This window comes from Rhizobium leguminosarum (assembly GCF_001679785.1).
GTDB classification, from domain to species: Bacteria; Pseudomonadota; Alphaproteobacteria; order Rhizobiales; family Rhizobiaceae; genus Rhizobium; species Rhizobium leguminosarum_R.
This window is the reverse complement of sequence record NZ_CP016287.1, coordinates 365,708-390,260: the sequence shown is the minus strand read 5'-3', so window position 1 is coordinate 390,260 and position 24,553 is coordinate 365,708. Positions and strand designations below refer to the sequence as shown.

20 protein-coding genes and 9 pseudogenes are annotated in these 24,553 nt (G+C 56.5%); 15 read left to right on the top strand and 14 right to left on the bottom strand.

Translation table 11 applies throughout. The annotated features are described in order from the left end of the window. The first annotated feature begins 281 nt into the window (after positions 1–281). Together BA011_RS26255 and BA011_RS26250 are read left to right on the top strand one after the other, a co-directional pair. Complete coding sequence (locus BA011_RS26255; RefSeq protein ID WP_065282937.1) at positions 282–779, top strand: hypothetical protein; 498 nt, start codon at positions 282–284, stop codon at positions 777–779. A 177-nt stretch (positions 780–956) separates the two neighbouring features. Next, positions 957–1,667 (top strand): NPP1 family protein, encoded by a 711-nt coding sequence (locus BA011_RS26250; RefSeq protein WP_065283530.1) that lies wholly within the window; start codon positions 957–959, stop codon positions 1,665–1,667. A 325-nt stretch (positions 1,668–1,992) separates the two neighbouring features. Here the strand turns inward: BA011_RS26250 and BA011_RS45260 are convergent. After that, positions 1,993–2,068: pseudogene (locus tag BA011_RS45260) on the bottom strand (CopG family transcriptional regulator); the annotation flags it as partial. A gap of 2 nt (positions 2,069–2,070) precedes the next feature. On the opposite strand from BA011_RS45260, the gene BA011_RS44455 reads away from it, so the two are divergent. Beyond that, positions 2,071–2,292 carry a hypothetical protein gene (locus BA011_RS44455; protein ID WP_065282936.1) on the top strand — a complete coding sequence of 74 codons (222 nt, stop codon included), beginning with the start codon at positions 2,071–2,073 and terminating at the stop codon, positions 2,290–2,292. Between the two features lie 472 nt (positions 2,293–2,764). On the opposite strand, the pseudogene BA011_RS26240 reads toward BA011_RS44455, so the two are convergent. After that, positions 2,765–3,226, bottom strand: a pseudogene (locus tag BA011_RS26240) (IS6 family transposase); the annotation flags it as partial. A 158-nt stretch (positions 3,227–3,384) separates the two neighbouring features. Between BA011_RS26240 and BA011_RS26235 the strand changes: the two are divergent. Next, positions 3,385–3,885, top strand: a pseudogene (locus tag BA011_RS26235) (IS6 family transposase); the annotation flags it as partial. A gap of 74 nt (positions 3,886–3,959) precedes the next feature. Further along, positions 3,960–4,946 (top strand): IS5 family transposase, encoded by a 987-nt coding sequence (locus tag BA011_RS26230; RefSeq protein ID WP_151343573.1) that lies wholly within the window; start codon positions 3,960–3,962, stop codon positions 4,944–4,946. 95 nt (positions 4,947–5,041) lie between these two features. Here the strand turns inward: BA011_RS26230 and BA011_RS44450 are convergent, their stop codons facing one another. From BA011_RS44450 to BA011_RS26215, 4 genes and pseudogenes are all read right to left on the bottom strand, one after another. Further along, positions 5,042–5,233, bottom strand: a complete 192-nt coding sequence (locus tag BA011_RS44450; protein WP_065282935.1) for a hypothetical protein — start codon at positions 5,231–5,233, stop codon at positions 5,042–5,044. A 13-nt stretch (positions 5,234–5,246) separates the two neighbouring features. Further along, positions 5,247–5,444, bottom strand: a complete 198-nt coding sequence (locus BA011_RS26220) for a hypothetical protein (protein ID WP_065282934.1) — start codon at positions 5,442–5,444, stop codon at positions 5,247–5,249. Positions 5,445–5,953: 509 nt separating this feature from the next. After that, a pseudogene (locus tag BA011_RS42195) lies at positions 5,954–6,130 on the bottom strand (IS6 family transposase); the annotation flags it as partial. 50 nt (positions 6,131–6,180) lie between these two features. Next, positions 6,181–7,167 (bottom strand): IS5 family transposase, encoded by a 987-nt coding sequence (locus tag BA011_RS26215; RefSeq protein ID WP_151343573.1) that lies wholly within the window; start codon positions 7,165–7,167, stop codon positions 6,181–6,183. Positions 7,168–7,536: 369 nt separating this feature from the next. Between BA011_RS26215 and BA011_RS45255 the strand changes: the two are divergent. From BA011_RS45255 to BA011_RS26195, 4 genes and pseudogenes are all read left to right on the top strand, one after another. Further along, positions 7,537–7,733: pseudogene (locus BA011_RS45255) on the top strand (DAK2 domain-containing protein); the annotation flags it as partial. A 191-nt stretch (positions 7,734–7,924) separates the two neighbouring features. Continuing rightward, the gene (locus BA011_RS26205) at positions 7,925–8,602 is read left to right on the top strand and encodes a hypothetical protein (protein WP_065282932.1); all 678 of its coding nucleotides are present in this window, start codon (positions 7,925–7,927) and stop codon (positions 8,600–8,602) included. 405 nt (positions 8,603–9,007) lie between these two features. Further along, complete coding sequence (locus BA011_RS26200; RefSeq protein WP_065282931.1) at positions 9,008–9,274, top strand: hypothetical protein; 267 nt, start codon at positions 9,008–9,010, stop codon at positions 9,272–9,274. Between the two features lie 49 nt (positions 9,275–9,323). Next, the gene (locus BA011_RS26195; RefSeq protein ID WP_065282930.1) at positions 9,324–9,620 is read left to right on the top strand and encodes a hypothetical protein; all 297 of its coding nucleotides are present in this window, start codon (positions 9,324–9,326) and stop codon (positions 9,618–9,620) included. Positions 9,621–9,884: 264 nt separating this feature from the next. Here BA011_RS26195 and BA011_RS42185 read toward each other — a convergent pair. Next, positions 9,885–10,109 (bottom strand): annotated as a pseudogene (locus tag BA011_RS42185) (transposase); the annotation flags it as partial. A gap of 132 nt (positions 10,110–10,241) precedes the next feature. Here BA011_RS42185 and BA011_RS26190 point away from each other — a divergent pair. From BA011_RS26190 to BA011_RS26175, 4 genes are all read left to right on the top strand, one after another. Further along, a complete protein-coding gene (locus tag BA011_RS26190; RefSeq protein WP_065282929.1) occupies positions 10,242–10,838 on the top strand; it encodes an AAA family ATPase in 597 nt (198 codons plus the stop codon). Further along, positions 10,838–12,661 (top strand): group II intron reverse transcriptase/maturase, encoded by a 1,824-nt coding sequence (gene ltrA / locus BA011_RS26185; protein WP_151343572.1) that lies wholly within the window; start codon positions 10,838–10,840, stop codon positions 12,659–12,661. Before BA011_RS26190 ends, ltrA begins: the two co-directional genes overlap by 1 nt. Positions 12,662–12,744: 83 nt before the next feature. Further along, positions 12,745–13,995: an ATP-dependent nuclease gene (locus BA011_RS26180; protein WP_065282928.1), complete on the top strand. Its 1,251-nt coding sequence runs from the start codon at positions 12,745–12,747 to the stop codon at positions 13,993–13,995. Beyond that, a complete protein-coding gene (locus BA011_RS26175; protein WP_065282927.1) occupies positions 13,992–15,719 on the top strand; it encodes a UvrD-helicase domain-containing protein in 1,728 nt (575 codons plus the stop codon). Before BA011_RS26180 ends, BA011_RS26175 begins: the two co-directional genes overlap by 4 nt. Before the next feature lie 216 nt (positions 15,720–15,935). Here BA011_RS26175 and BA011_RS26170 read toward each other — a convergent pair whose 3' ends face one another. Then, positions 15,936–17,033, bottom strand: a complete 1,098-nt coding sequence (locus BA011_RS26170; RefSeq protein WP_065282926.1) for an IS1595 family transposase — start codon at positions 17,031–17,033, stop codon at positions 15,936–15,938. A gap of 170 nt (positions 17,034–17,203) precedes the next feature. Between BA011_RS26170 and BA011_RS26165 the strand changes: the two are divergent. Then, positions 17,204–17,480: pseudogene (locus tag BA011_RS26165) on the top strand (transposase); the annotation flags it as partial. A gap of 12 nt (positions 17,481–17,492) precedes the next feature. Here the strand turns inward: BA011_RS26165 and BA011_RS42180 are convergent. After that, positions 17,493–17,684 carry a hypothetical protein gene (locus BA011_RS42180; protein WP_237352733.1) on the bottom strand — a complete coding sequence of 64 codons (192 nt, stop codon included), beginning with the start codon at positions 17,682–17,684 and terminating at the stop codon, positions 17,493–17,495. 367 nt (positions 17,685–18,051) lie between these two features. On the opposite strand from BA011_RS42180, the pseudogene BA011_RS26160 reads away from it, so the two are divergent. Then, positions 18,052–18,608, top strand: a pseudogene (locus tag BA011_RS26160) (transposase); the annotation flags it as partial. On the opposite strand, the pseudogene istA reads toward BA011_RS26160, so the two are convergent. The 5 genes and pseudogenes from istA to BA011_RS26135 form a co-directional block, all read right to left on the bottom strand. Beyond that, positions 18,604–19,374 (bottom strand): annotated as a pseudogene (gene istA / locus BA011_RS26155) (IS21 family transposase); the annotation flags it as partial. The pseudogenes BA011_RS26160 and istA sit on opposite strands and share 5 nt — an antisense overlap. Before the next feature lie 5 nt (positions 19,375–19,379). Further along, positions 19,380–20,060, bottom strand: coding sequence for a PIN-like domain-containing protein (locus BA011_RS26150; RefSeq protein ID WP_151343570.1), 681 nt, complete (start codon positions 20,058–20,060; stop codon positions 19,380–19,382). A 134-nt stretch (positions 20,061–20,194) separates the two neighbouring features. Beyond that, positions 20,195–21,778 carry an ATP-binding protein gene (locus BA011_RS26145; protein ID WP_065282923.1) on the bottom strand — a complete coding sequence of 528 codons (1,584 nt, stop codon included), beginning with the start codon at positions 21,776–21,778 and terminating at the stop codon, positions 20,195–20,197. Beyond that, positions 21,775–23,406, bottom strand: a complete 1,632-nt coding sequence (locus BA011_RS26140; RefSeq protein WP_065282922.1) for a radical SAM protein — start codon at positions 23,404–23,406, stop codon at positions 21,775–21,777. Before BA011_RS26140 ends, BA011_RS26145 begins: the two co-directional genes overlap by 4 nt. After that, positions 23,399–24,424: a DGQHR domain-containing protein gene (locus BA011_RS26135; protein ID WP_151343569.1), complete on the bottom strand. Its 1,026-nt coding sequence runs from the start codon at positions 24,422–24,424 to the stop codon at positions 23,399–23,401. The genes BA011_RS26140 and BA011_RS26135 overlap by 8 nt, the downstream gene beginning before the upstream one ends. Between the last annotated feature and the right edge of the window lie 129 nt (positions 24,425–24,553).

Here is a 24,553-nt window from a genome sequence, read left to right as displayed (position 1 = left end):
TTTCGATCCTGCCTGCCTATCGCCAAACCTTTGACAAAGGATCCATGCACCAACGCTGACAATCAACTTACGACATCGTGGTCACCGTTGTCGGTTCCGCGACACGCATTCTTCTTCCCCCAAGTCCGCATTTTCCGCCTACACCATTGGAATAGCAGCAAATAAATGTTCGACAGCCAATCGACCGGCTTGGCACAAATCTTGAGAGCTATTGCGAGACGGCGGAACGGCCGCCGCATCCACACTGCGACCGCAGTGGCTCTTCTTACGATGGAGTTTTAATGTCGCGCATGAAAAAGATCAGCGGATTTGTTTTACTCTTCTCCGCTTTCTCCTGCAGCTATGCCAGTGAAACTTTGGCTGACGTTGCAACGCACCAGGCTCTCACCCTTTATGGAAACGCCACGCTGAGCGGGCTATGCAGACATCTGGGCATCAACAGACAAATGGTCTGCCAGTTGTCCGACATTCCCGATGTATCCTTAGCTTTCAACGATGCCGCGCCATTGCACATTGAGGTGAGGACGCCGACCTGTGAAGGAAACTCGGTCTTGGACGGCGAATGGCCTTACAACCTTAAGATCGCCGCCGATCAGCCTGAAACAGTGTGCACCGTTGAAATCAAAGATTACGTGGACAGGTTAAATGCGCAGCCTGAAATCATAGGGTGCGAGGACAGCTTCCAAGACGCGTTCTTCATTAACAAAATCAACGCGCGAACCGCATATATCTACATCCAGCAGTGCAAGCTCAATCCGGATGAGGATCAATCAGAATGAGACTCAGCGTGCGGCGCGATGGAAGAGCTGCTCGATATGATGCGGGGGATTCCAAAAGGCGTACCCAATCGCGGCTTCGAACGAATAGATGCGAATTAGGTAGTCATTACCACACTGCTGATCTCCAGCTCCCGTATGACGCCAATTGGCGCTTACAAGACAACTAGAAGGAAGCAAATAGTGTTCAACTTCCCACGCAGCCTGCGAACGCTGCTAACCACGGTAATCATCCTTTGCGAACTGTCGAAGGCGGCCGCGGCTGATGTGCTTGATCACGATAAGGTGCAAGGGTTTCCCGACAGCTCCGCCGACAGCTTGCTCAAGACTTTCCAGCCCTTCCTCAAAGTCTTTACCGGCTGTGTCCCTTTCCCGGCCGTTGATGCCGCCGGAAACGTAAGCGGCGGTCTAAGACCCTCGGGTGCGATGGATGGCCATTGCTCAAAAAGCACCGGACAGGTCTACGGCAGAGCGCAAATGTTCAGGGGCCAGTGCGCAAATATGTACGCTTGGTACTTTCCTAAGGAGCAGAACGTCGACGGACCTGGTAACCTGGGGCACCGGCATGGTTGGCAGAATATCATCGTCTGGACCGAGGCTTGTGACAGCCAGTCACGGATCATCTCAGTCAGCTACTCGGACCGTGGGTATTACGACCGGGAGAATAGTCCGCAGCTGGAAGGAACGCATCCCCTGGTCGCCTATGAGCGGCCCTTCCCGCTCAACCCGTCGTTGATGGATACTAAATATAAAGGCGCGATGCAGCCTGCAATCTCCTGGCTCGACCTGACGCCCGAAGCGCGGAGCACCCTTGAGACCTATGACTTTGGTAAGGGGGTGCCGTTCAACGAGTATAACTACCTCTTCAATCTATCCAAGGCCCGGCTGTAGGTAGGCGGAACGCAGCGGCTTCTCCGTCTCTGTCTTTCGTAGAAAGAGCCGAACGACCAATACCTGCGAAAGACCTGCACTTCCAACCGACCTTGCGATTGGACGGCGGAGAGCTCGTGATCGAGTGCCAGACCCCTTGTCTCTGGAATTGAGACGATGGGGTCGCTTACCCGTCGGGGACGACCCTCCGTACCGTTCACTGGTTGCGCAATGCGAGGATCGATCGTGACAACCCACCGAGTGGTCGCTGCCCTCGCGGCCGCACCACCTGGGGAAAGCTCAGCTGCAGTCCGTGACAAGGTCGAGCTAGCCCGGAAGCTGATGGAGTGGGCAGCACGAGAGATATCTGCGATCCGATCGGCGGCGTCCTCAAGTAGGGTGGCTGTGTCGGGAGTGGTCATCAATGGATGCGCTTCGGCGCATCCTCAATCTGCTCGAGGATCTGGATCAGCCCCAGAACAACATTGCTGCTCAGGCGAGCCATGATGAGGCCGGACCGCTCAGCTACCTGGCCGGTGCGTCCGTCGAATATTGTCCATGTCTGGTCTGGCTCTTTGCGAGCGCCGAAACGCGGTATCTCGATCATCGATTTGCCCTCTCGTTCGGCGTACATCTGATAGCGTGATCCGTGAATCACCAGCGGCTTTCATGGCGCAAGTGAGCGCCATTTCTTGATGCGCGCCAGCAAGCTGACGCATTCGGGCCGCCTGCAACTCTAGAACTCGAACGTCTCCGGCCTGTAAGCGCGGCGAAATTCCTCCTCCCATGGGTCGAAAAATTTCTCGCCCTTTGGAAGCGGCGGTTTCGCCGGCCATTCGTCTTCTTTTTTCTGGTCTGTAGAATCGCTCATGCTGACGTTTTAGCCAGATGAGGCAGTTGCGTCGACCGTGTGCAGAACACGTTTTGTGGACTTCGATAGATTGTGTGATGGTGGAGGCTGGCTGCGACCCGCCCGGCGCCTGCCGAAGATAGCGCGCATCATTTCCGATGGAAGGTGGCTAGCCTCGGCGATCACCCACGATTAACGAAGGCGCCTGACGATCAGAGGGTGATGTCAGGTTAACTCGATCAAGTAAGCTTTCGGCATGCTGGTTGGATCAGGCCGCTGTCGCGGTGACCGCCTTCCAATGTGCCATCGCCGTGAGGCGATGCAGATGAACAGCGGTGGCAGAGTGGTTGGAGCGTGCGGGGACGAAGAGATTTCGGATTGCGGAGAACACACTGACGAAACGTTGCAGCGAACCCGGCGAGCGAAATCACTGCATGATCCGCTCCCGTTTCCGCAGAGGAAGATGCGAGTTTTCGGCGCGGTTGTTCAGCCCCTTGTGTGATCGATGCTCGACGGTGGGCATCACATGCCGCCGTGCTGCGCCATAAGAGCGAAGCTTGTCGGTGATGATCCGCTTCGGCAGACATCCCTGCTTCTTCATCAACCGCGTTAGCAGACGCTTGGCAGCCTTGGTGTTGCGGCGGGTCTGGACGATCTCGTCGAGAACGTAGCCGTCCTGATCGACGGCGCGCCAGAGCCAGTGTTTGCGTCCGCCGATCGTCACGACCAGGCGAGTGGCGCGGGGGAGTTTCACCCCCACGACCGGGTCACCGGAGGCAGTCACCCGCCTCCGGTTCCCACAGAACGTAGCGTGCGGATTTCCCGCACTACGCTCTTCGGCAGCTTCACAGCACCGCGAGTGCTTGCAGCTTCCCGTATCCCGCTGAGATCATTGCGCACGCGGTATGGTTCTACTTTCGCTTTCCGCTCAGCCTGCGCATGGTTGAGGACATGCTGGCGGCCCGCGGCATCATCGTCACGCATCAGACCATTCGAAGCTGGGCGGAGAAATTCGGACGGCATTTTGCCCGGGAGATCAAGCGACGGTCAGCCGGCTACCTGGGCGACAAATGGCATCTCGACGAATGTGTGGTGGCCATCAATGGCAAGAAGCAGTGGCTCTGGCGTGCGGTCGATCAGGACGGCTTCGTCCTCGAAGTGCTGGTGCAAAGCCGCCGAAATGCCAAGGCGGCAAAGCGTCTGATGCGTAAGTTGCTGAAGGCTCAAGGGCAGACACCACGGGTCATGATCACCGACAAACTCCGGTCCTATGATGCCGCCAGGCGCGACCGCATGCCCGGTGTCGAACACCGGTCGCACAAAGGCCTCAATAATCGAGCGGAAAATTCGCACCAGCCGACCCGACGACGCGAAAGGATCATGAAACGGCTTTGGTGCATGAATAGTTTCTGAACGGTTCGGCGATAGGCAAACAGGATCGCAATCAGCTTGATCCGAGTGCCATGCCGTACAAACACAACGCCGATTGTCGTCATCACATCGCAAAGATGAACTTCAGGGTGACGAATTGGCCGGAGTACGAGGCAGGCCTGCGTCGGCGTGGCAGTCTTACACTGTGGATGACGCCGGAAGCATTGGCCAGATGGCATGCACCACGGCGAAAAACGCGAGGTGGTCAACCCCGCTATTCCGATCTTGCCATCGAAACGGCCCTGACCCTGGGCTGTGTGTTCGGAATGCGGCTGCGCCAGACCGAAGGGCTCATGAATTCGGTGTTCGATCTTATGGGACTTGAGATACCCGTCCCCGATCATACGACGCTGAGCCGTCGGGCACAAACGTGGAAGCTGCCGGCCCAACGAAACCCGCCTCTGCCGGACGGCCCGCTGCATGTGCTGGTCGACAGCACGGGGTTAAAGGTGTACGGCGCCGGGCAATGGCTTGAGGAGAAACATGGCGCCAGATCACGCCGCAACTGGCGCAAATTCCATCTGGCAGTGGATGCCAATAGTGGCGAGATCATTGCCCATAGGCTGACCGATCAGGGCACGGATGATCCTTCCCAGGTGGAGCCGTTGCTCAGCCAGATCGACGGCGAGATTGACCAGTTCACAGCCGACGGAGCCTATGATGGCAAGCCAACCTATCAGACGGTCCTGCAGCACAGCGCAACCGCGAACGTCGTCATTCCACCGCGTTCGACGGCGGTGGAAAGCAATGGTGATACAGGGCCACCTGATCAAAGAGACAAGCACATAGCGGCGATCGCAAAAGACGGTCGGCTGCAATGGCAGGCGGCCACCGGCTACGGCAAGCGTGCACGGATCGAAACCGCCATCGGGCGATACAAGGGGCTGATCGGGCGACGTGTGCGGGCTCGTTCGTTCGCCACCCAGCAGACAGAGGTCGCCATCGGTTGCATCGTTCTCAACCGCATGCTGGCATGTGGACGCCCGGAGTCTGTCCGGCGTCAAGTCAGGCAGGCATAACCGACAACATCAAAGGCCGAAATGCGTTCGGTTTCATATCCGCGCACCAACGCCACGGACAGGAGGACTTGCGGACGCCACCTCGGCGTCCTCTTTCAATGGCGGTGCCTGTAGTGGTGCGACGAGATTTCGATTGTGAGCTCCGCGCATTTCGATTGAAGTTCCTTGTCCGTGCCGTCTTCGAAATGGTCATCGAGGAGCAGGGAGCGATACTCTTGAGCAAGCAACCTCGTTTCCAGATCATCGCGCAGCGCCGAGAGGCGGAAAAATTGGCGCAGTCTGCCCATGAGGTCTCTTCAATCACGCCGCGCGAGGGACGTTGGTGCGGGATGCCGACATGAGTTTATGGATTGCCCGCAGCACGTCAGAGGGCGAGGCAAAGTGCTGGCCGTCGAGATCGTGAACATGAAACTTCACGGCGATGAACTTCAGCAAGTCCTTGTCCGGAACGACGATGCCGACGGGAACGCCGGCGTATTCGATCACCTGTTTGACCATTGCAACCATCCGACAAATCGGCCTTTTTGCGAAGCGCACTCGGCCAGGGCATAGATATAGTCTATCAACTTAATAGACTATATCTATGAGCGATGGGGAGGACCATTCCGATCGATGCTAAATGAACCCCGCAATTGGAGAAAATAATTCTAATATACACGCAGGGCGACCGCATCCCGCGTCGACGTCTTCCTACGGGATCGGCAAGGTTGCGCTCAGCGTCTTCGTCATCGCGCAGCCGAAAGCCTCCGTCCCGGCGACCTGAGTGTCAGTCCCGGGTCCGCGCGGGCGCGTCTTGGTTGGCCGGGAGATTCGACAGGGCGCTGGGACTGCTGGCGGACGCGAAGATTTCCCATCTCACGTTGATTTCGGAATCGGGCTTCCTGCCTCAGTCGCATGCTGCCGCCGCCGTCGGAGCTGTTCTCACCGACCAACCCGTGCCGGGTACGCTGCGCGGCACTGCAAAGTCATCAGCGGATTGATGCGGCGATAGCTAGCCGGGACGGCTGTCAGGCTGCGGCGACACACGCGATTTTGTTCCAGATTTGCATGGCGGCGTTACGCAGGTCTCGATGTTGAGCCGATGACAGCGTATTGCGGGGAAAGTGGAACAGGTTGACAATCGGATCATGGATGGAAACGAACCGCTGAAGCTGGCGTGCCGACTTGAAGCGTTTCATGAGGCGTTGGTGCGCGGATATGAAACCGAACGCATTTCGGCCTTTGATGTTGTCGGTTATGCCTGCCTGACTTGACGCCGGACAGACTCCGGGCGTCCACATGCCAGCATGCGGTTGAGAACGATGCAACCGATGGCGACCTCTGTCTGCTGGGTGGCGAACGAACGAGCCCGCACACGTCGCCCGATCAGCCCCTTGTATCGCCCGATGGCGGTTTCGATCCGTGCACGCTTGCCGTAGCCGGTGGCCGCCTGCCATTGCAGCCGACCGTCTTTTGCGATCGCCGCTATGTGCTTGTCTCTTTGATCAGGTGGCCCTGTATCACCATTGCTTTCCACCGCCGTCGAACGCGGTGGAATGACGACGTTCGCGGTTGCGCTGTGCTGCAGGACCGTCTGATAGGTTGGCTTGCCATCATAGGCTCCGTCGGCTGTGAACTGGTCAATCTCGCCGTCGATCTGGCTGAGCAACGGCTCCACCTGGGAAGGATCATCCGTGCCCTGATCGGTCAGCCTATGGGCAATGATCTCGCCACTATTGGCATCCACTGCCAGATGGAATTTGCGCCAGTTGCGGCGTGATCTGGCGCCATGTTTCTCCTCAAGCCATTGCCCGGCGCCGTACACCTTTAACCCCGTGCTGTCGACCAGCACATGCAGCGGGCCGTCCGGCAGAGGCGGGTTTCGTTGGGCCGGCAGCTTCCACGTTTGTGCCCGACGGCTCAGCGTCGTATGATCGGGGACGGGTATCTCAAGTCCCATAAGATCGAACACCGAATTCATGAGCCCTTCGGTCTGGCGCAGCCGCATTCCGAACACACAGCCCAGGGTCAGGGCCGTTTCGATGGCAAGATCGGAATAGCGGGGTTGACCACCTCGCGTTTTTCGCCGTGGTGCATGCCATCTGGCCAATGCTTCCGGCGTCATCCACAGTGTAAGACTGCCACGCCGACGCAGGCCTGCCTCGTACTCCGGCCAATTCGTCACCCTGAAGTTCATCTTTGCGATGTGATGACGACAATCGGCGTTGTGTTTGTACGGCATGGCACTCGGATCAAGCTGATTGCGATCCTGTTTGCCTATCGCCGAACCGTTCAGAAACTATTCATGCACCAAAGCCAAGCTGCTCAGAACACGCCCCCCTTCATCGCGGTCGACACGCTATCGATATCGCCACATAAGAACAAATAAAGAACATAGAGCATTTGTCAAGATTCCCTGGACGAAAATTGCCGTTTTGGAACCGCCTTGGGAGCCTCTTGACCGAGAACGGAATTCGATTTCGATCGCGACCCACTTCCAATTTATGGAGTTACCGGCGTGCACACTACAGCGACGTGGATACAAAGCGTTCCCGAGCGCGATCGCCGTCGTCGAGCTTAGAGCTTTCCTCGCGAGCTCTATTAGAAGCTAGCATTCGATGACGGCGTCGCTAACGGCAAGTCGGTCACCGACGGTCGAGCGCGCTGATAGCTGCTGCCGAAACCGGAAGGGACTCGACACTGGATCTGGTTGCGAAAATCGGCCGCGCCCGTCGGCTCGGCGAGCATTCAAAAAGCGTCCTCAATGCTGGAGCAACCTCATGCGCTCTGATTTTGCGTGATCTGTCGTCGGAAATGGCATTTGCAGTCAAGCCATCTCGGTTAACCTCCCAAGGTGGAGGCGATCGGTTCCCGTTCGGGGCGGCCGCTTTTTCGGGGACTACCGTGATGCAATGAATGCGTTGGCTGGGTCTTGATTTCGCCGTGGTGTTGCGACCTCATTACATCGGTCGCGCAACGCTACGCCACAGGGAGGACCCATGCCACCAGACGAGCCACCAGTCGAGTTGGATGACGAGAATGAGCAGTTCGAGAAAATAAAAGAGAAAACGTCCGAGGCCGCCAGGCGATTGGCCGATCGACGAAAGGACGTGCAATCGGCATCTCGAACAACATTGACATGGCTGAAGACTAACAAAGAATTCTATCAAGCAGATGGATCTCTCTCGACAGAACCTTGGTGGGAAAAGGTCAGTGACACGGAAGATCCGATTTTGACGGACCTCCGGGACTTTTTCTTCAGGTGTCACCTTTTCGACAACGGCATCCGGCATATGGTCAACCTGCTCAAAAGCAAGGACGTGCTTCGAGTCGACGGCGGCATCAAGAGAGAGATTAAATTTGCCGTCGACTACAGAACCATGGGTCTGCACCATGAGTTGATGGGTTACGTTGCATCAAACAAAGGCACGTCAATCAAGCTGACGGATCTTGTGAAGAGATACGACGTAAGCAACAAGGCCTACTTGAGAGATCGGCGCGTCATCCCTATGTCCCAGCTCGGCATGTGGAAATGCCGGGCAACTGAGGCGGGTTACCAAATCTCTATAGGAATCCTAGCTGAGGAGTTCCACAGAAACGCCTTCCATCCAATCAAAGCCGCGTTCGATCCGAGTTCCGGTACCTTCGATCCGGACAGCGTGGTTTCGCCGAAGTAGGGTATCAAAACTGCGCTCCCCACGCACCTGCTTTCGAGATAGGCTTTCTCCATGAACAACGGTTAATGGAGGACATTGATGGTGAAACTGGTCTCGCGTATAATGTTTGCAACGGCGTGGCTCCTTCCTTTGGTGACCGCAGCCCACGCTGGAGTTGGCCAAATCGTCGTCAGCTAGGAGAGAGCCATGAACGAAGCGAAGCCGAAAGCGTCTTAAAACCACACTTCATTATCAAACGCCGCCTCTAAACAGGGCGGCGTTTTGCGTTCCTTTCGACCCTTGGGGTATCAAAACAAAGCCCACGTTTCGTATCTCCAAAAGACGGTTCGTTAGATCGAAACTCTTTCCACGTCAACAAGACGTCCCGCCGAGAAGACCGGGAATTCAGACTTGGAAGGAAAGACAATGATCCTTTTCCGCAAAGATCTCCGCACGTCGCTGCTGGTCGCCAGCGTCGTCATCACTGCCTTTTCGGCGGTGCATGCATCCGCGGGGCAGCCCATGGAAATGCGCCCGACCGACGGTTCGGGCACAAATGACAGCTCCCGCCGGTCCGAGAGCAAGCCTCTCGTTCTGCCGACTCCGCTGCCGCCTCTCCCTGAGAAGCAGCGTTGCGTGCAGGTCACCTATCAGTGCGGTGACACTACCTGCACGGGCGTTCGTTGCCAGTAGGCCTGCTGGCCTACAAGCCTCCCCTCACTATCTTATAGGAGAAACGATAATGAAGCTTTCCATCATCTCTGCCCTCGCCGCCATCGCCATGTTCGACGGGAACGTGCGAGCCGAGGAGCAGCCCTCCTCGCCGCCGACCTGCCCGGTCGACACGACGCAGGACGCTGACACCGGTCAGAACCGCAACGGCGTCAAGGTCTGCTATGACGACCATTCGGCCTCCGTCGGCGGCAGCGTCAGCGGCAAGGAACTCGACCACTTCCTGAAATATCCCATCGGTCAGAGCGACAAGTCCGTTGCCAAACAGATTGGCAATGCGGTCCATAATTTCTTCAGCCACCTGTAAGCTGCTGGCCAAGGGGCCTCAATGGCTCCTTGGCCTACCCGCATCGCTCCCTCAACACTGGGCAAGAACGGTGTTGGTGAAGATGCTGACGCGTCGCGGCGGTCTTGCCGGGGGTATTCCTCGACCTTCGCAAATCTCGCTTTCCCCCACGTTTGCGCGTCGGCCACGGAGATAACCAGCCGCGCCATCGCCCGCCTGGCTGGAGTTAAGGACTTCCTGCCGGCTCTGAGGAAGGGTGCGTTTCCCCGTCTATGGAAGAATGGGATACGGCCAGTCGCCTTCGATGGGCCGGGAAAGAAAGACCTTCACCTTGTCGTCGATCTCTCATTGCCCGGCAGGCAAATGTTCGCATTTGCCGAAAGGGGCGCAAAGCCTGGAGACCTGGCTTTTGGAGATGCCACTCATCCCCATCGCCTTGACCAGATCATCGACAGAGCTGGTCGAGACGCCCTGGATATAGGCTTCCTGGATCACCGCGCTCAGTGACCGCGCCTTTCCGATAATTTTTGCCGAAGCCAAGGGTCCACGCCTTAGAATTTTGAACGGAATCTTCTATTCGAGGTAGTATCGAATCATTAATGTATATTGGCCGCCGAATAGCTTCAGCCTGTGGAGCATACCTTGCACCTCGAAAAGCTTCGATTGGAACGCTTCCGTTCCTTTGAGAACGGACTGATCAAATTTAGACCACATCTCACCGCAGTCGTGGGCGAAAATAACGGAGGCAAGTCGAACCTCGTCGACGCTTTGCGCTTGCTCTTTCTACCAACAAACGGGCGTCGCGACATTTACTGCGAAGAACCGGATATTCGCCGCGGTCTGTCAGATAGATCCTTTCGCCTCAAGGCCCAGATTGCGGATTTGAACCCGGCACAAAAAGGCCTTTTAATCTCAGCCGTACCCGATCCGGTTAGAAACGAAGCGATATTTGGACTCGATTTTTCGATAACCGACGGCAAGCGGTATAAAGCCAAATACTGGGCGGGAAAATTCGAAAATCAGCCCGAGCCGGGCACAAATGAGCTTGTTCGGCACGTCTACCTTCCGCCGTTGCGGGACGCTCAGCGCGCATTGGCTTCAGGTAACCCGACGCGCATCGCTCAGCTTCTACGATATTTTCTCGACAAGGACGGAGAGGCCGCTTTCAAGGAGGATTTGAAGCGGAAGCCATCGTCATCGGCGCTTAGTGCGGCTGCAAAGCCGATGAAAGATAGTTGATGAAAGTTCAATACGGAGAAGAAGTGGCGAATCACTCTGACCCCGAGTCATGCGGGGCACATCGCGAGGTGTGCGTCGAAGCGTTGACAGGGGAAACCGGCAGGCCGGCCATAGAGCCGCGAAATGATCAGTTCGGGATGCCGACGCTGTTAAGCGAAGCGGAAGGCAACACGGTGCATGGCGTCAATCGCAAGCCATGCCCCGATCCCGCGCGGTCGGAGACCCTGTGCATGCCGGGAAGTCTTTCATACGGAAGCAGCGAGATCTCATCAGTGTCCAGTGCAAATGGACTGGACGGGACTGGGAAGATCGTTGATCACAATCCAGTCGTCAACGCTGATGAGAAGTCGGATACGCCCATAGTACTGCAGAAGTTGCCGAACAAGGGAGATGATCCTGCGGAGGCGATGGAGGGAAGGGGTGTAATCGGAGGGAACGCCTTCGAAACTCCAGCGTGCCGGACACAGAGCCGGATAAGACACGCTTCGATGGGGATTGAAGGTGTACGGGAAGCCGCCAAGCGGAACCCGAAGATGCGTTTCACGGCGCTGATGCACCACATCACTCCGACGCTGTTGGTGAAGAGCTTCCATGCGCTTCGCAAGCAGGCGGCGAGTGGAGTGGACGGCGTGACGTGGTACGATTATGAGAAGACCCTCGAAGGGCGCGTGCACGAATTACATCGGGAGATTCAGTCCGGTGCGTATCGTGCACAACCGTCCCGACGGGTCTACATTCCGAAGAATGACGGAAGACTCCGTCCTCTCGGTATTGCAGCACTGGAAGAAAAAGTCGTGCAGACGGCCGTGTCCACGGTTCTGAACGCGATCTATGAGCAAGACTTCCTGGGCTTCTCATACGGGTTCCGACAAGGAAGGGGACAGCATGACGCGCTGGACGCCTTGTGGGTTGGGATCGACAAGCGGAAGATCAACTGGATACTGGACGCGGATATTCGCTCGTTTTACGATGAAATCGATCACGGGTGGATGGTTCGTTTCCTGTCGCATCGAGTGGGTGACCGCCGGCTGATACGTCTGATCTACAAATGGTTGAAAGCGGGCACGATTGAGGATGGCCGCCGCGTCGCATCGACGCGAGGAACTCCTCAAGGCTCTGTAATTAGCCCCGTGCTATCGAATATCTATCTGCATTACGCATTGGATTTATGGGTCCAGCAATGGCGTATCCGAAACGCTAAAGGCGACGTGATCATTGTACGTTATGCCGACGACAGCGTGATTGGGTTCCAGTACGAAGGAGAGGCGCAGCGCTTCCTGCAAGCATTGCGGGAGCGTCTCGCTCAGTTTGGCTTGCAACTACACCCGGAAAAGACGCGGCTAATACGCTTTGGGCGGTATGCGGCGCGAAACTGCCGGGAGCGTGGGATCCGCAAGCCTGAGACCTTCGACTTTCTGGGATTCACACACTGCTGTGGTAGGCGGCGCAATGATGGGGGCTTCAAGATTGTCCGTCTGACAATCAAGAAGCGAATGCGCACGACGCTGATGGCCATTCGGGAAACGCTAATGCGAAGACGCCATGAACCGATCGCAGTAGTAGGTCGATGGCTACGGCAAGTGTTAAAGGGGTATTTGAACTACCATGCGGTGCCAGACAATCTAAGACGATTGGGAGGGTTCCGCTGGGAAGTTGGTCGAGCTTGGCGACACGCTTTGATGCGTCGAAGCCAACGAAACCGGCTGTCTTGGGATCGTTTCCAAAGGCTGCTTCGCAAATACCTGCCGCCATGTCGCTTGTTGCACCCGCATCCAGATGCTCGGTTCACCGTCACAACATCCGATAGGAGCCGTATGCGGTAGTGCCGCACGTACGGATCTGGCCGGGGGGCGATGGGTAACCATCGTCCCTACCGGGACCATCAATCGAAGGTGAAATCGGAACCTTGCTTACCGATCTAACGACGGGAAGCCGCACTCAGCGGGCGGGGCTTGGGTTTGCCGATAGCGAAGACCTTTACGACATCGCCCGCGATCTTCGCTTCAAGCTGGCTGACGGTGGCGTTGGAGACCTACACGAGCTTCGTCACTCGGGTCTCGGCTACGCAAATCTCCTTTTCATGGCGACGGTTATGGTTGAGCTTCAAAAGTCCAAGGAGGCCGACCTGACCCTGTTCTTGGTCGAAGAGCCGGAAGCCCACCTTCATCCACAACTCCAGATGCTGGTTCTCGACTTTCTCCAAGAGAAGGCCAGGCTGAGCGCTGGTGCATCGATCGAAAAGGGACAACCCGAAGGCAAAATACAGGTCATCATCACGACACACTCGCCTAATCTGACGGCTTGGGTCGCACCTGAAAACCTTGTGATCATGCGTTCGCAGGAGACGAACGATCATCGCTCATACTCAGTCGCGCTGGCCATCGACGATCTCAACATAAAGAAGCGCGATCTCGCCAAAATCAGTCGGTACCTCGACGTCACTCGATCAGCAATGCTGTTTGGCGGGCGGGTTATGCTGATCGAAGGAATGGCCGAGGCACTGCTACTTCCGGTGTTCGCGGAACGTCGTTTCCCGAACCGAGGCGTTGCTGAACATCCCGATCGAACCAAATGGAAAAAGTTTCAAGCTGCGTCACTCGTTTCAATCGATGGCGTTGACTTTACGCCTTACGCCTCTTTGCTGTTGGCCGGCATTGATGACGCGCGGATCGCGGATAGGCTCGTTGTCGTCACGGACCGTGATCCCAACTCCCCCGGTGACAGGGTCGAAGCCCTCAAGACACTGGCTGCATCCTACGGCGCGGGAAATCGCCTCAGTGTCCGGGTCAATGAGGTTACGCTTGAAGAATCACTATATTGCGAGGCAAATGCTGCCTTGCTGAGGTCGGCTTTCCTCGACATCCATCCCAGCTCGGTAAAAAAGTGGGCGACAAGGATTGAGGACGTTAGCCCGGAAGCGCGGCCGGCGGCTTTCCTGGGATTGTTCTCAGATAAAACAAACCCGGTTCGTAAGGGTGATTACGCGCAGGCGCTGTCGTACGTGCTATCTCCAAAGGACGCGAACTTCGTCCCGAACGACTTCTTGGCCGCAAACGCTGACGATGAGGACGCCGCGCGTTCAGCTTACAAGGCCAGCCTTGCCGAATTCCAGGTACCAGCATATCTCGCCGAAGCCATCGATGACATTGTACAATGAGTCACGTCGATGACCTGAAGAAAGCACAAGAGCTCCAGGACCTTTTGGTCGGCCATTCCAGCGAATGTTTCGTCGAAGCCTGCCCTGGGGCCGGCAAGACCCAGACGCTCGTTCGTCGGGTCTCGAAACGCCTCAGTGAGCTTGCGCCCAGGCACGGCATTGCCGTCTTGTCCTTTACCAATAGCGCCGTCGATGAATTTACTGAGCGCTACGCGTTGCAGAGCGGGGTCAACGCCCTTTCTTACCCTAGTTTCGTCGGAACCTTTGACGCATTCCTCAACCAATTTGTTGTGCAGCCCTTCGGGATCCCCGGGTGCGGTCATCGACCGACGATCGTCGACGCCTGGGATTTAGAGGTGCGTCTGGGGAAAGCGGGTGTGAGGGCGGCGCCGATGTCGATGAAAGACTTCCATCCCATCGATTTTACGACCTACCCGAGCCGGACGAAGCGGCTGTCGAGCGAACAACGCGAACACCTGACGCGTTACGAGGCCAACGCCCGTCGGATATCAGACGCTCTTCGTCGGAAAGGCATGATCGCGTCCGCCGTGGCAAGGACGATCGTTCTCGACCTATTGGCGAATAAGGTGAAGGCTAGCGCGTTGGGCGCCGCCATAACCGCGAGGTTTTCTGAGATCATCGTCGATGAAGCACAAGACTGCAACGATGACGATGTTAGGATCCTCGAGTGGCTTAGATCGCATGGCGCTCAGCTGGTCCTCGTCTGCGACCCCGACCAGGCGATTTACGAATTCCGCAATGGGGCAGCCAAATCTTTTAGAGCGTTTACGGAGAATTTCCCCAAGTTAGCTTTGGAAGGAAATTTCAGGAGCTCCCGCGTCATATGTGAGGCTGCGGCGTCGATGCGTCAACGAAGCGCGGTAGACCTGGTGGTGGGGGCCCACAGAGAGAGCCCGCACAAAATTCAGATACTCACCTTCAATAACTCGGTAAGCTCGAAGACAGCCGTTTCGTCGACATTCATGTCGTTGGTGCGCGCAGCAGACGGCGTTGACCCCGATGATGCGATAGTGCTAGCGCATAAGAGAAACCTAGCCTTCCGCATTTCCGGCAATCTGAGTGACAAAGCCTTCCGCAGCGGAAGCAGGGTTCTTCGGCTCTACGATGCGGCATTCCAATATTCGACGTCAACTGCACCAAGGCAGCAACAGGCGGCCGTGAACGCATGCATACAGCTGTTGATGGAGTTTCAAGGTTTTTCATCCGACGATATCGCCAGCTTGCGTCCGCTGTCTAACGATATAGTCCTGAGAAGATCGCTATATCGGCGGAGTGTTGAGACCCTCGATGCGCTCTCAGCAGCCCTGCCCGCCGGGGAGACAGGGTGGGACACGTGGCTGGAGGTCGCGCGTGGGACTTTATCTCGCATAATAAAAGGCGGGTCGGGCACAAAGCTGCTTCCCGCAAAGGCTGATTGGGCTGCAAAGCTGCAAATGCCAAAGGCCCAGGAAACCCTTTCCTTTGCGACAGTTCACGAGGCAAAAGGGCGGGCGTACGACGCTGTATGTCTGGCGATCGACAACGAGAGCGGCGTTCTTTCCGACTGGGCGCTGCGTTCATCCGCTACGTCAGAAGCGCTACGGGTTCTGTATGTCGGATTGACGCGGGCGCGCAAGTTGGCGGTGCTCGCTATACATCGCGACGACGAGGCCACTCTGCGGGCTTTGCTGCCCTCCGTAGAAGCAGAGTCACACTCGATCTGACGATATCTTCCGGCGGTTCCCTTCAGTCAGGCGATTGGCCACATGATCACAATAATCGCAGAGACTGGAATTGTTCACCGACTGGTTTGCGACCGATAGAGGTGTTCTGCATCGGGCACACTCATCGGCGATGCTATAATCGCAAAAGAAACAGCCGATAAAGTCAGACGATTCGGGGTCGGAACAAGAGGAGTGCGAAATCGTACGCGGCTTTTATCAACCAAAGACAGCTACGGCCGATTTGATGATGATGCCGCCATGCGGGCTTCTGCGCATCTGACGGCCGGTAGCAGCGCGGAACACTTGCAGCAATTGCAGCGACGGCGGCACCCGCTTCCAAAGGGTTTTCATGCTTTCCCTGCCATTTCGGCTTTTTCGCACAGCTTGGCCGGTGACAATGCGCTGGGACCAGCGGAAGCCCATTTCATGGAAATATAGGTCGGCGAGTGCCGGGCTGATGTGATGAAAAACGCCTGCGATGGTTCGGCGGACCCGAGCATTGAATCCTTCAACCGAATTGACGTGGACGGTATCACGGACATATTCGCGGCTGGTGTGGTTGACCGTCTCGTGTGCAGCAAAGCTCTCGCCAATAGCCATGAATGCCTTTGCTTCGTCACTCATCAAATGTGCCTGAAGCTTAACTTGTGGCGCAATCGCACCTACGGCAGCACGCAATGAAAGACCGGTAACGACGGCGGCGCGAGCGTCGCCCGCAGCGGAACCCGGGGAGACGTCTGCAGGTCGCTGAACAATCGCCAAGACCGGCGTCTTCAGCGTTTTCGCTTGCCCCTTGCGGCCTCTTCCGAGCGATGGATCATCGGGATGCTTTCGTGGCCCGCCACCGAGATAGAAATGGTCAATCTCTACCGTGCCGTCGAGCATGTTCTCGCGCGCGACCATGAGACGCAGCGCATGACCGATCCGCCAGGCTGTGGGTTGGCTCACCCCAAGTGTCTCGGCGAGACGGACCGAGGACAAGCCCTTGTCCGACTGCAGCAACAGCCACATCGCCTTGAGCCACACGCTCAAGGGAAGTTTCGTGGCGTGCAGGGGCGTGTGTGTTGTCACCGTGAACTGGAACCGGCAATCACCGCTGGAGCATTGAAAGAGACCCGGCCGCGCACGCCGCTTGCCCACGTCGCGGCCAGCTATCGCGATTGAGCGTTTGTACCCACAGGCGGGGCAGACCCTGCCATTCGGCCATACCATGCCTTCCAGCAAGCGACGGCAATGCTCCTCATCCCTAAACGCGGCAACCATGTCTTCAACTGTCCGAATATTGGAAAGCGTTGCTAGCATCATTTCAGACATACTTATCTCCTTCGAGACTGATCGAAGAATCGCATGCAAGACCCTATATTACAAGGTGTTTGCTGTCTTTGGTTGATAAAAGCCGCGTACGATTTCGAACTGCTCTTGTTCTGACCCCTACTTCGCAGCAGCCGGATATGACCCCGATTAAAATGGACGTGCTCTAGACCGGGGACGTCGTCGTGATGGATAATCTGCCTGCGCACAAAACAGCCGGTGTACGCGATGCCATCGAGCGCGCGGGCGCCCAATTCATGTTCCTGCCGCCCTACAGTCCTGACTTCAAATCCCATTGAGAACGCATTCTCGAAATTGAAAGCCATGTTGCGGGCTCGGGCAGAGCGAAAGATCGACGCTTTGTGGGATGCGGTGGGCGCCTTGATGCCCCGCTTCACGCCGGCAGAATGCGCCAACTACTTCAAGGCCGCAGGATATGACCCAGATTAAACAGGATCTGCTCTAGCCCTGCATGCCGCCTGAAACCTTGTCTCCGTGAGGTGGGTCCCCTCCGGCGACGGAGAAGCTCCTGCTGCGCCTCGATGCCGCTTCTTCCAACAGTTTGGCGAAGTATCCGAGGGTAACTCCGTCGGCGCGAAGCATCTGGCGGATCAGCGGATCCGTCAAGACCTCAGACATCGTCAGTTCTTCCATAGTAGCCCCCGATTTATTAGAGGAGTCTACTGTATGATTGTAAAACTTAGATGTCGGAAGAGCGGTCAATCAAGACCTCCCTTCAATGGGAGGTAGTACCGGTTTGGACTGGGGCGCCCTTCGAGGGCGTTGTTGCGTGGATCACCCGGCGACCGATATTGAGCGGTGGTTTTCAGTCTCTTGATCCGGATTTCGGCGATGCCGCACAAGTTCAATGCCGATCGGCGGGACAAGATTGCCAAGCAGAAATATCAAGTGACGAATTGGCCGGCATATAATGAAAGCCTGCGTCAACGTGGTGTAGTGGCCCCCTAAATCCCCGGACACGATCTCCCACTTGTTAAGCGTTAGGAGTAATGTGCCCATTATGACCGGTCACATACCTAAGATAGAAGTGCTGTCCGGCCCGGAGCGCCGCCGTCGCTGGTCGACAGCGGAAAAGCTCGCGATAGTCCAGGAGACCTACGAGCCTGACGTCACGGTCAGCATCGTTGCCCGACGGCATGGCATTCAGCCGAACCAGCTGTTCGCCTGGCGCAAACTAGCGGCGCAGGGTGCGCTGACGGCGACGGCATCACAGGAAGAGGTCGTCCCGGCATCCGAATACAGGGCACTTCAGAACCAGGTGAAAGAGCTGCAGCGCCTCCTCGGCAAAAAGACGATGGAAGGCGAAATCCTCAAGGAAGCGCTTGAGATAGCATCAGGGTCAAAAAAACACCTGTTGCGCTCGCTCTCGTTGCCGAAGGACGGTTCGCGATGACTGCGGTGTGCGAGACCCTGGATGTCGCCCGATCCAACATCGCCGAACGTGTGAAGCAACGCCCTTCCAAAGCCCGAGGGCGGCCGCCGCTCGCCGATCAGGAACTGCTGGATGAGATCAAGACGATCATCGACGACATGCCGACCTACGGATATCGGCGGGTTGCCAAAGGCGATGACGAGCGTCCTGGACGTTCTTCTCGACCTGCCCCTTTTCCCAGCCGGACGCCGGATTGCAGAACTCCGGTTCGAACAGATAGTGGCTGGCCATCGCCAGGAAGCGGCCGTTGACGTCGCGCTCCTTGCCGCGGCCGACCTTGTCAATCGCCGTCTTCATGTTGTCGTAGATGCCGCGCCGGGGGATGCCACCGAAGACGCGAAATGCGTGATTGTGGGCGTCGAACAGCATCTCGTGCGTCTGCAGGAGATAGGCCCGGACGATAAAGGCCCTGGAGTAGCTCAGCTTCGTATGGGCCACCTGCAGCTTGGTGCGCTCATTGCCGATAATGGCCCAATCTTCCGACCAATCGAACTGGAACGCTTCACCGGGTTCGAATGCCAAAGGCACGAATGTTCCGCGTCCCGACCTCTGAAGTTCTCTCTGCCGGTCGGCTCTCCAATCCCGAGCAAAAGCGGCGACACGGCAATAGGAACCCTCGTAGCCCAAGCTCAGCAGGTCGGCATGGAGCTGCTTGAGAGTCCGCTTCTGTTTGCGGGATTTGTTCGCTTCCGTCTTCAGCCAGGCCGATAGTCTATCGGCAAAGGGGTCAAGCTTGCTCGGTCGGTCCGGGACCTTGAACTTCGGCTCCACGCCATCAAGACGGAGATATTTGCGGATGGTATTCCGGGACAGGCCGGTCCTGAGGCAAATCTCCCGGATCGATAAATGCTCTCTAAAATGCCAGCGTCGGATCACGCTCAATAACGCCATGTCGATCACTCCCGGTTCCGGCCCTCTTCGGCCATTTCCCCTTCGACCTCGACCTTGAGAGGTTTCTTTTTTCGATCTTTGTAACCGGGGGGTATCCTGCCTTCGTAACGTGCAGATGCCACCGCATCGAGGTTATCAAAATAATCAAAGAGTTCGCTTTCCCGGAGGGCGTGAGCATTTGCAAACATTGTCACTTCGCGCGCGTTCGCGTGAAATTGCTCACTGCAACCACTCAACATTTCGGTAAGCCCGCCCAGTGAACTCAGCACCTCGCGCGTGCGAACGAGCTGCCTCGTGTTGTCTGAGGCACCTCCGAGTGGCTCATCGAGGAATGGGTAGAGAAAGTCAAAGCTGTGCTCGGCGATGTTCCGCATACCTGTCAGATGCGTAGCAAGCTCCTCAAGTATGGTGCGGTCTTTTAAATGACGGTAATATTCGTGGGCAGACCATGCCGGGACTGCTAGGCGCGCGCCGCACCAGTCGGTAAGCCACGCGATAAGCTCGCTACGCGACTTGGTTCCGATCCTGGTCATCCACATCAGGAAAGATGTATCGACGTAGACAAGCGTCCGCGGCGCCTGCAGGAGGTCGGCTCCTTCGGCTGCAAGGTCATTGGCATGCACCCCGGTGAGCGGAAGGAAAAACTGCGCTAATTTTTCATATGCAGGCGGTTGGCCGCGTGTCACGCTGGCACCCCGAGCGCGAACAGGAGATGAACGGTTTTTCAACTGGATAGTGGCCCCGAGGATTCTATTATGCGCCGATATTCATGCAGGCGGAAGTTGTCGTCAATCGAAAGCTGCAGCTCGGAAGGACAACGTCACGGAATAGGCTCACCATCGCCGAGCTTCGCCATGACCTTATCGACCAATGCCTTTGCAGCGCTCTGGCTGGATGAAACCTGATAAAGCACTTCGCAAAAGCGCGCAAAAGCCGCCCTTTCATTATCCGCGACGCCCTTGACTGCTGCTAATCGTGGCCGCGTTGACAGTTCAAGGGAATTTTCAACCTGTGTAACCTTCTTCGCGTACCCGGAAAGGTCTTCATCCTGGAGCACCTTCTGGGAAAGTGCTTTCTTCGCCCTCTGGCAGGCATCGTTGCCTTTGGCCCACCAATTTAAATACTCCGGCTCACTGAGAACCCCTTGTGAAAGGATATCGAGCGTCTCGTTTGCTACTCTCAGCTGAAGCTCGGTTTCGCGTAGCCAGTTTCGTTTAATCGAACTCGTCCTGCACAGGTGAGCGATATCTCGGGCAAGCGGAGCAAGCTGATTGGTGAGATTGTGATAATGAGCGTTCTGCTCGAAGTGATCACGGCGCCCGTTCGGAACGATCTTTTGATCGACAACGTGGATTTCACCCACAGCCCACGCATTAAACCGTATTTCGGGGAACAATTCCTCAAGGAGGTTATGCTCACCAATCTGAACATTTCCAGAGCGGAGCCTCAAGCCCTTCACGCCAGCAGCATTCGGCAGCGCGCCCTCGTAGTCATGGTGAAGAACCCAGACAATCGCTGCAAGTTCGCCGTCGATTGCTGAGATTTCGCTGACGGAAAGTCGATTGAATCGAATTGCAGGGTGGCCAATCGGCGTGAGAATGTCACGGTGCGGCCGGAAGACCGGCCGTTCGTTCCCCTCAATGCGAATGTCCAAATCTCCGAGCGCCACAACCGGCGCAAGTGCGTCACGGATCTCGGCGGCAAAGCGAAATTCTGGTGCGAACGGAACGGGTGCGACTTGACCCAGGTACTCGTCAACGGCCGCCGGACTCATCAACTTGTCACTGCGCAGTCGCACAACTCCGCGCAATTCGACTTCGAAAAATCGTTCTGGATAATCCTCGGTCGGCTTCTTTCTCAACGTCGCAACGGATCGTATCAGGCTTTGGATGTCGCCGTCGCTTTCGCGCAAAGCCGACTTCAGCCGCCGGCAATCCCATGTTAATTCAGCCACGGTCGCATCAACTGCTGTACGCGAGCGGAAGATCAATTCTTGCGCATAGCCGAGTCCTGCGAGACGACCAACGCCCCTAAACCCTCGGGCCTTTGTCCCACGTTTGCCGCTGGCGCCGAGCGCCGCCATCTTGCGAGAAAACTCAGCATTCGACAATCCGGTTCCATTGTCGCGGATCCGTATGCTTCTCGCCGCGGGATCGATGGTGATTAAAACCTTCCCGGCTTCATCGGCAGAAATCAGGCCGTTGTTGCGCGCGTCGTCGATGGCATCAGCGGAATTTTGCACATATTCGCGGTAGATCGTCATCGGATCGATGTACATCGCGCTGGAAACCAGTTCCAAGACATCCCGGCCGACCGTGATCTCTTCGAGAGGCTCACTCCGGCCTTCCGCTTTTGCAGCAAGAAGCGCGGAGCGATTCATCCGTGTAGTGGCTTCGGTCGTCATGCAACAGCCCTTTGCTTTGGTGCGAGCTCTGCAGCGATGGCGATGCTCTCCTCGTCATAGTCCAAACCAGCGTCTTCAACGCGCTCGTCCTCCGCGAGCCCGAGGTCAGACATAGATTCCAGGCGGACCAGTTCTTTTTGCGTCGCCCAGATCGTGGTCAGTTCATCCTTGGACACCGGAATGTAAAACCGCAGAATGCGCCGGACCTTATCGTTGGCCGCAAAGTCGCTCAGCATCACGAACTCACGGGGATCCCGCGACGACAGTAACTCCATGAGCTCTGCCCGCTCGTAGTTATCCAACGAGGCAAACTCCGTCTGAAATTCGTATAGTTTCTGATCCTGATCATATCGCTCGTACCAAGTCCGATTGAATATGAAATCGTGCGGCATCATCAAGATCCGCGCATAATCTTCGAAGGTGTCCCCGAATGCGTGCTTGAAGAACTCCGGCGCACCACTGACGATGCCATGGGTTGCCTGCAGCACTATCTGCATCGAGCGCAGTTGGTAGCGGGACCACTTCTCACCGATATGCCCGCGGTTGGGGCGGTTGGTCGGCTGGTAGCGCATCGGGAATGACCAGATACGGATGCCGAGTTCCTCGTTGAGGGTCACGTTCAAGCGCATGCGCTCGAAAAGATCTTCTGGGCCGTCATGGAAATTATAGAGCATGTAATTCGATAATTCCGTCAGCCCATATTCCGCCGCATAGCGCACAGCCTGTTCATACGGTTTTTTGACACCCAGATGATCAAATGCAATGCGCAGTGGTTTGAGGCAGATCGTCGCCAATTCCCGCAGATACATTGGATCCTTGCATAAGATCCGCGCGTCAACGCCCTGGTTGAAGTCGACCCGCCGCTGAACCGCGACTTTAGCGCCGGGCCTCATGAGCTTTGCCCCAGGCACAAAGCCAAGGTCTCGAATTTCTGCGATGATTTCCTTGAACCTGGCGGACGCGACGACGTTGTTGTCCATGAGGATCAGGTCTTTCTTCGGACCGTAATGCTCATCGATGGCGCGAACCAGGTCGGTCAATGACTCGGTGTCGCGCTGCATCCCCTCCAGTTTTGGCACACCGCAGAAATGGCATTTGCGAATGCAGCCACGGGACGTGTAGGCGAAATAGGCATCTCGCACAGGATACCGATAATCGATCTGTGTCAGAATATCATAGTCGGGCACAAGGTCTTCAATCGGTCTCCCCACTGTGTCGCTGGAATAGAGCTCTTCGGCGAACTCATCGAGTTGCAGAGAGACGGCGGGAGCCTCTGATAGAAGCCCTTTGATGAACCGGATCCCATGCCAGCGACGCTCATCGAGAAACCGCTCATGCATGAGGGAAGCGGCAATCCCCCCGACGAAAACCTTGTCTGCCTGGCCGTTAGCCACTTCCAGTGCAAAATCGATCGACTGCGAAATCTTCGGATATTCAAAGGAAAACAGCGTGGTGACATAAATCCGGTCCCACGCTTCATTCATCACCGAGCGATCCTCGCCCTTGATGAAACGGACGCGGTCACGCTTGCCACGAGGACCATGATATTGGGCAATTTTCATCAGACCCAATGGCGGATACTTGTTCTTGTAGCCTGGCTCGATAAGCAGGATATTCTTGTTAGCCATTGCTGACGACTTTCAAATGCGCGCGCTTGCGAACGTCGCGAATGTAATCCACGGCAGGGCGAACGCCGCCCTCACCGCCTAATCCGTACAGTTTTCCCTTGGTCGTCCAATCGACCTGGTGAGCGAAGTCCGTAAGCGCGTTCACAAACGATATTCGGTCAAGGCCGCTGTCATCGGGCGCTTCGCGGTAGAGGTCTGCGGCGATATCCATCATCGCGTAGACGCCCAACCCCTTGTTCAAAATATGCTTGCGGGTGTTTGCCCATTCTTCGGGGAGCACCTCGGAGACGGCTTTCCAGAAGGCAAGCACGATTTGGGCGGCCCGCTCGGTTGACTTCGTTTTCAAGATTTTTGTAGCCGTCAAAAAGCGCTTGATCGCCTTTTGCATTGTCCGAAGTGAGGCCCGTCGCGTCATGCCGGATGTGCTGGTACCACCGAGGTCCAGCTGTCGATACCATGGTGATTCGGGGTCATTGTTGAGATGCAAGGCAATGAACAATTCGGGCCGGTCGTTGGCAAGATCGCCCGCCAAGTGCGCATCATGAAAATCCAGCAGACTGGTACTAAGACCCTTCGCCTTGCTGTTGATGGTGCGGAATACCTCCATCTCCTCCTCAACGCTCAGGCCGATATAGCACATGAAAGGAAGCGACAGATCCACCTCCCCCAGAAAGCCTAGCCGGTGCTGGCAATCGACCTGCGCCATGATTTTCCCGGCATCAGCACTGATCTTGAGTTCGGCTTGTCCGTTGCCTTTGTCGCAAACCGACCATGCTCCAGCCGATGGCCGGAGGTTGAGGGTCAGTGGGATGGTCGAAGCGCCGGGTTGGCGAATATAGCGCCGAAAATCCTGACTGTGCTGCGAATTGAAGCGCCGCTGATAGCCGGCACCCGTGTCCTCATTCAAGACGTCGGGAAAACTCAAAGCGTGCAACACTTTAGCGGGCGCAAAACCGAGGAGCACCATCCTTCCAGCAGAGCTTCCGATTGAGCAAAAAATTGAAAAAGCGTCAGACATGGCATTACCTGCAACACAATATTGCATTCCCTCAGTGCAATTTTGCGGTTATCGGCGTGCAAGTCAAGCACTCTCGAAGTGTTTCAGACCACTTTTGCTGCTTTAATATGAGGGTGCAAAAGCGCTTTC

Coding starts and splice junctions, on each gene's coding strand:
- BA011_RS26230 (WP_151343573.1), top strand. CDS start 3,960: ATGCCGTACAAACACAACGCCGATTGTCGTCATCACATCGCAAAGATG.
- BA011_RS26170 (WP_065282926.1), bottom strand. CDS start 17,033: ATGTCTGAAATGATGCTAGCAACGCTTTCCAATATTCGGACAGTTGAA.
- ltrA (WP_151343572.1), top strand. CDS start 10,838: ATGAAAGTTCAATACGGAGAAGAAGTGGCGAATCACTCTGACCCCGAG.
- BA011_RS26205 (WP_065282932.1), top strand. CDS start 7,925: ATGCCACCAGACGAGCCACCAGTCGAGTTGGATGACGAGAATGAGCAG.
- BA011_RS26255 (WP_065282937.1), top strand. CDS start 282: ATGTCGCGCATGAAAAAGATCAGCGGATTTGTTTTACTCTTCTCCGCT.
- BA011_RS44450 (WP_065282935.1), bottom strand. CDS start 5,233: ATGGGCAGACTGCGCCAATTTTTCCGCCTCTCGGCGCTGCGCGATGAT.
- BA011_RS26135 (WP_151343569.1), bottom strand. CDS start 24,424: ATGTCTGACGCTTTTTCAATTTTTTGCTCAATCGGAAGCTCTGCTGGA.
- BA011_RS44455 (WP_065282936.1), top strand. CDS start 2,071: ATGGATGCGCTTCGGCGCATCCTCAATCTGCTCGAGGATCTGGATCAG.
- BA011_RS26215 (WP_151343573.1), bottom strand. CDS start 7,167: ATGCCGTACAAACACAACGCCGATTGTCGTCATCACATCGCAAAGATG.
- BA011_RS26175 (WP_065282927.1), top strand. CDS start 13,992: ATGAGTCACGTCGATGACCTGAAGAAAGCACAAGAGCTCCAGGACCTT.
- BA011_RS26195 (WP_065282930.1), top strand. CDS start 9,324: ATGAAGCTTTCCATCATCTCTGCCCTCGCCGCCATCGCCATGTTCGAC.
- BA011_RS26145 (WP_065282923.1), bottom strand. CDS start 21,778: ATGACGACCGAAGCCACTACACGGATGAATCGCTCCGCGCTTCTTGCT.
- BA011_RS42180 (WP_237352733.1), bottom strand. CDS start 17,684: ATGGAAGAACTGACGATGTCTGAGGTCTTGACGGATCCGCTGATCCGC.
- BA011_RS26200 (WP_065282931.1), top strand. CDS start 9,008: ATGATCCTTTTCCGCAAAGATCTCCGCACGTCGCTGCTGGTCGCCAGC.
- BA011_RS26220 (WP_065282934.1), bottom strand. CDS start 5,444: ATGGTCAAACAGGTGATCGAATACGCCGGCGTTCCCGTCGGCATCGTC.
- BA011_RS26140 (WP_065282922.1), bottom strand. CDS start 23,406: ATGGCTAACAAGAATATCCTGCTTATCGAGCCAGGCTACAAGAACAAG.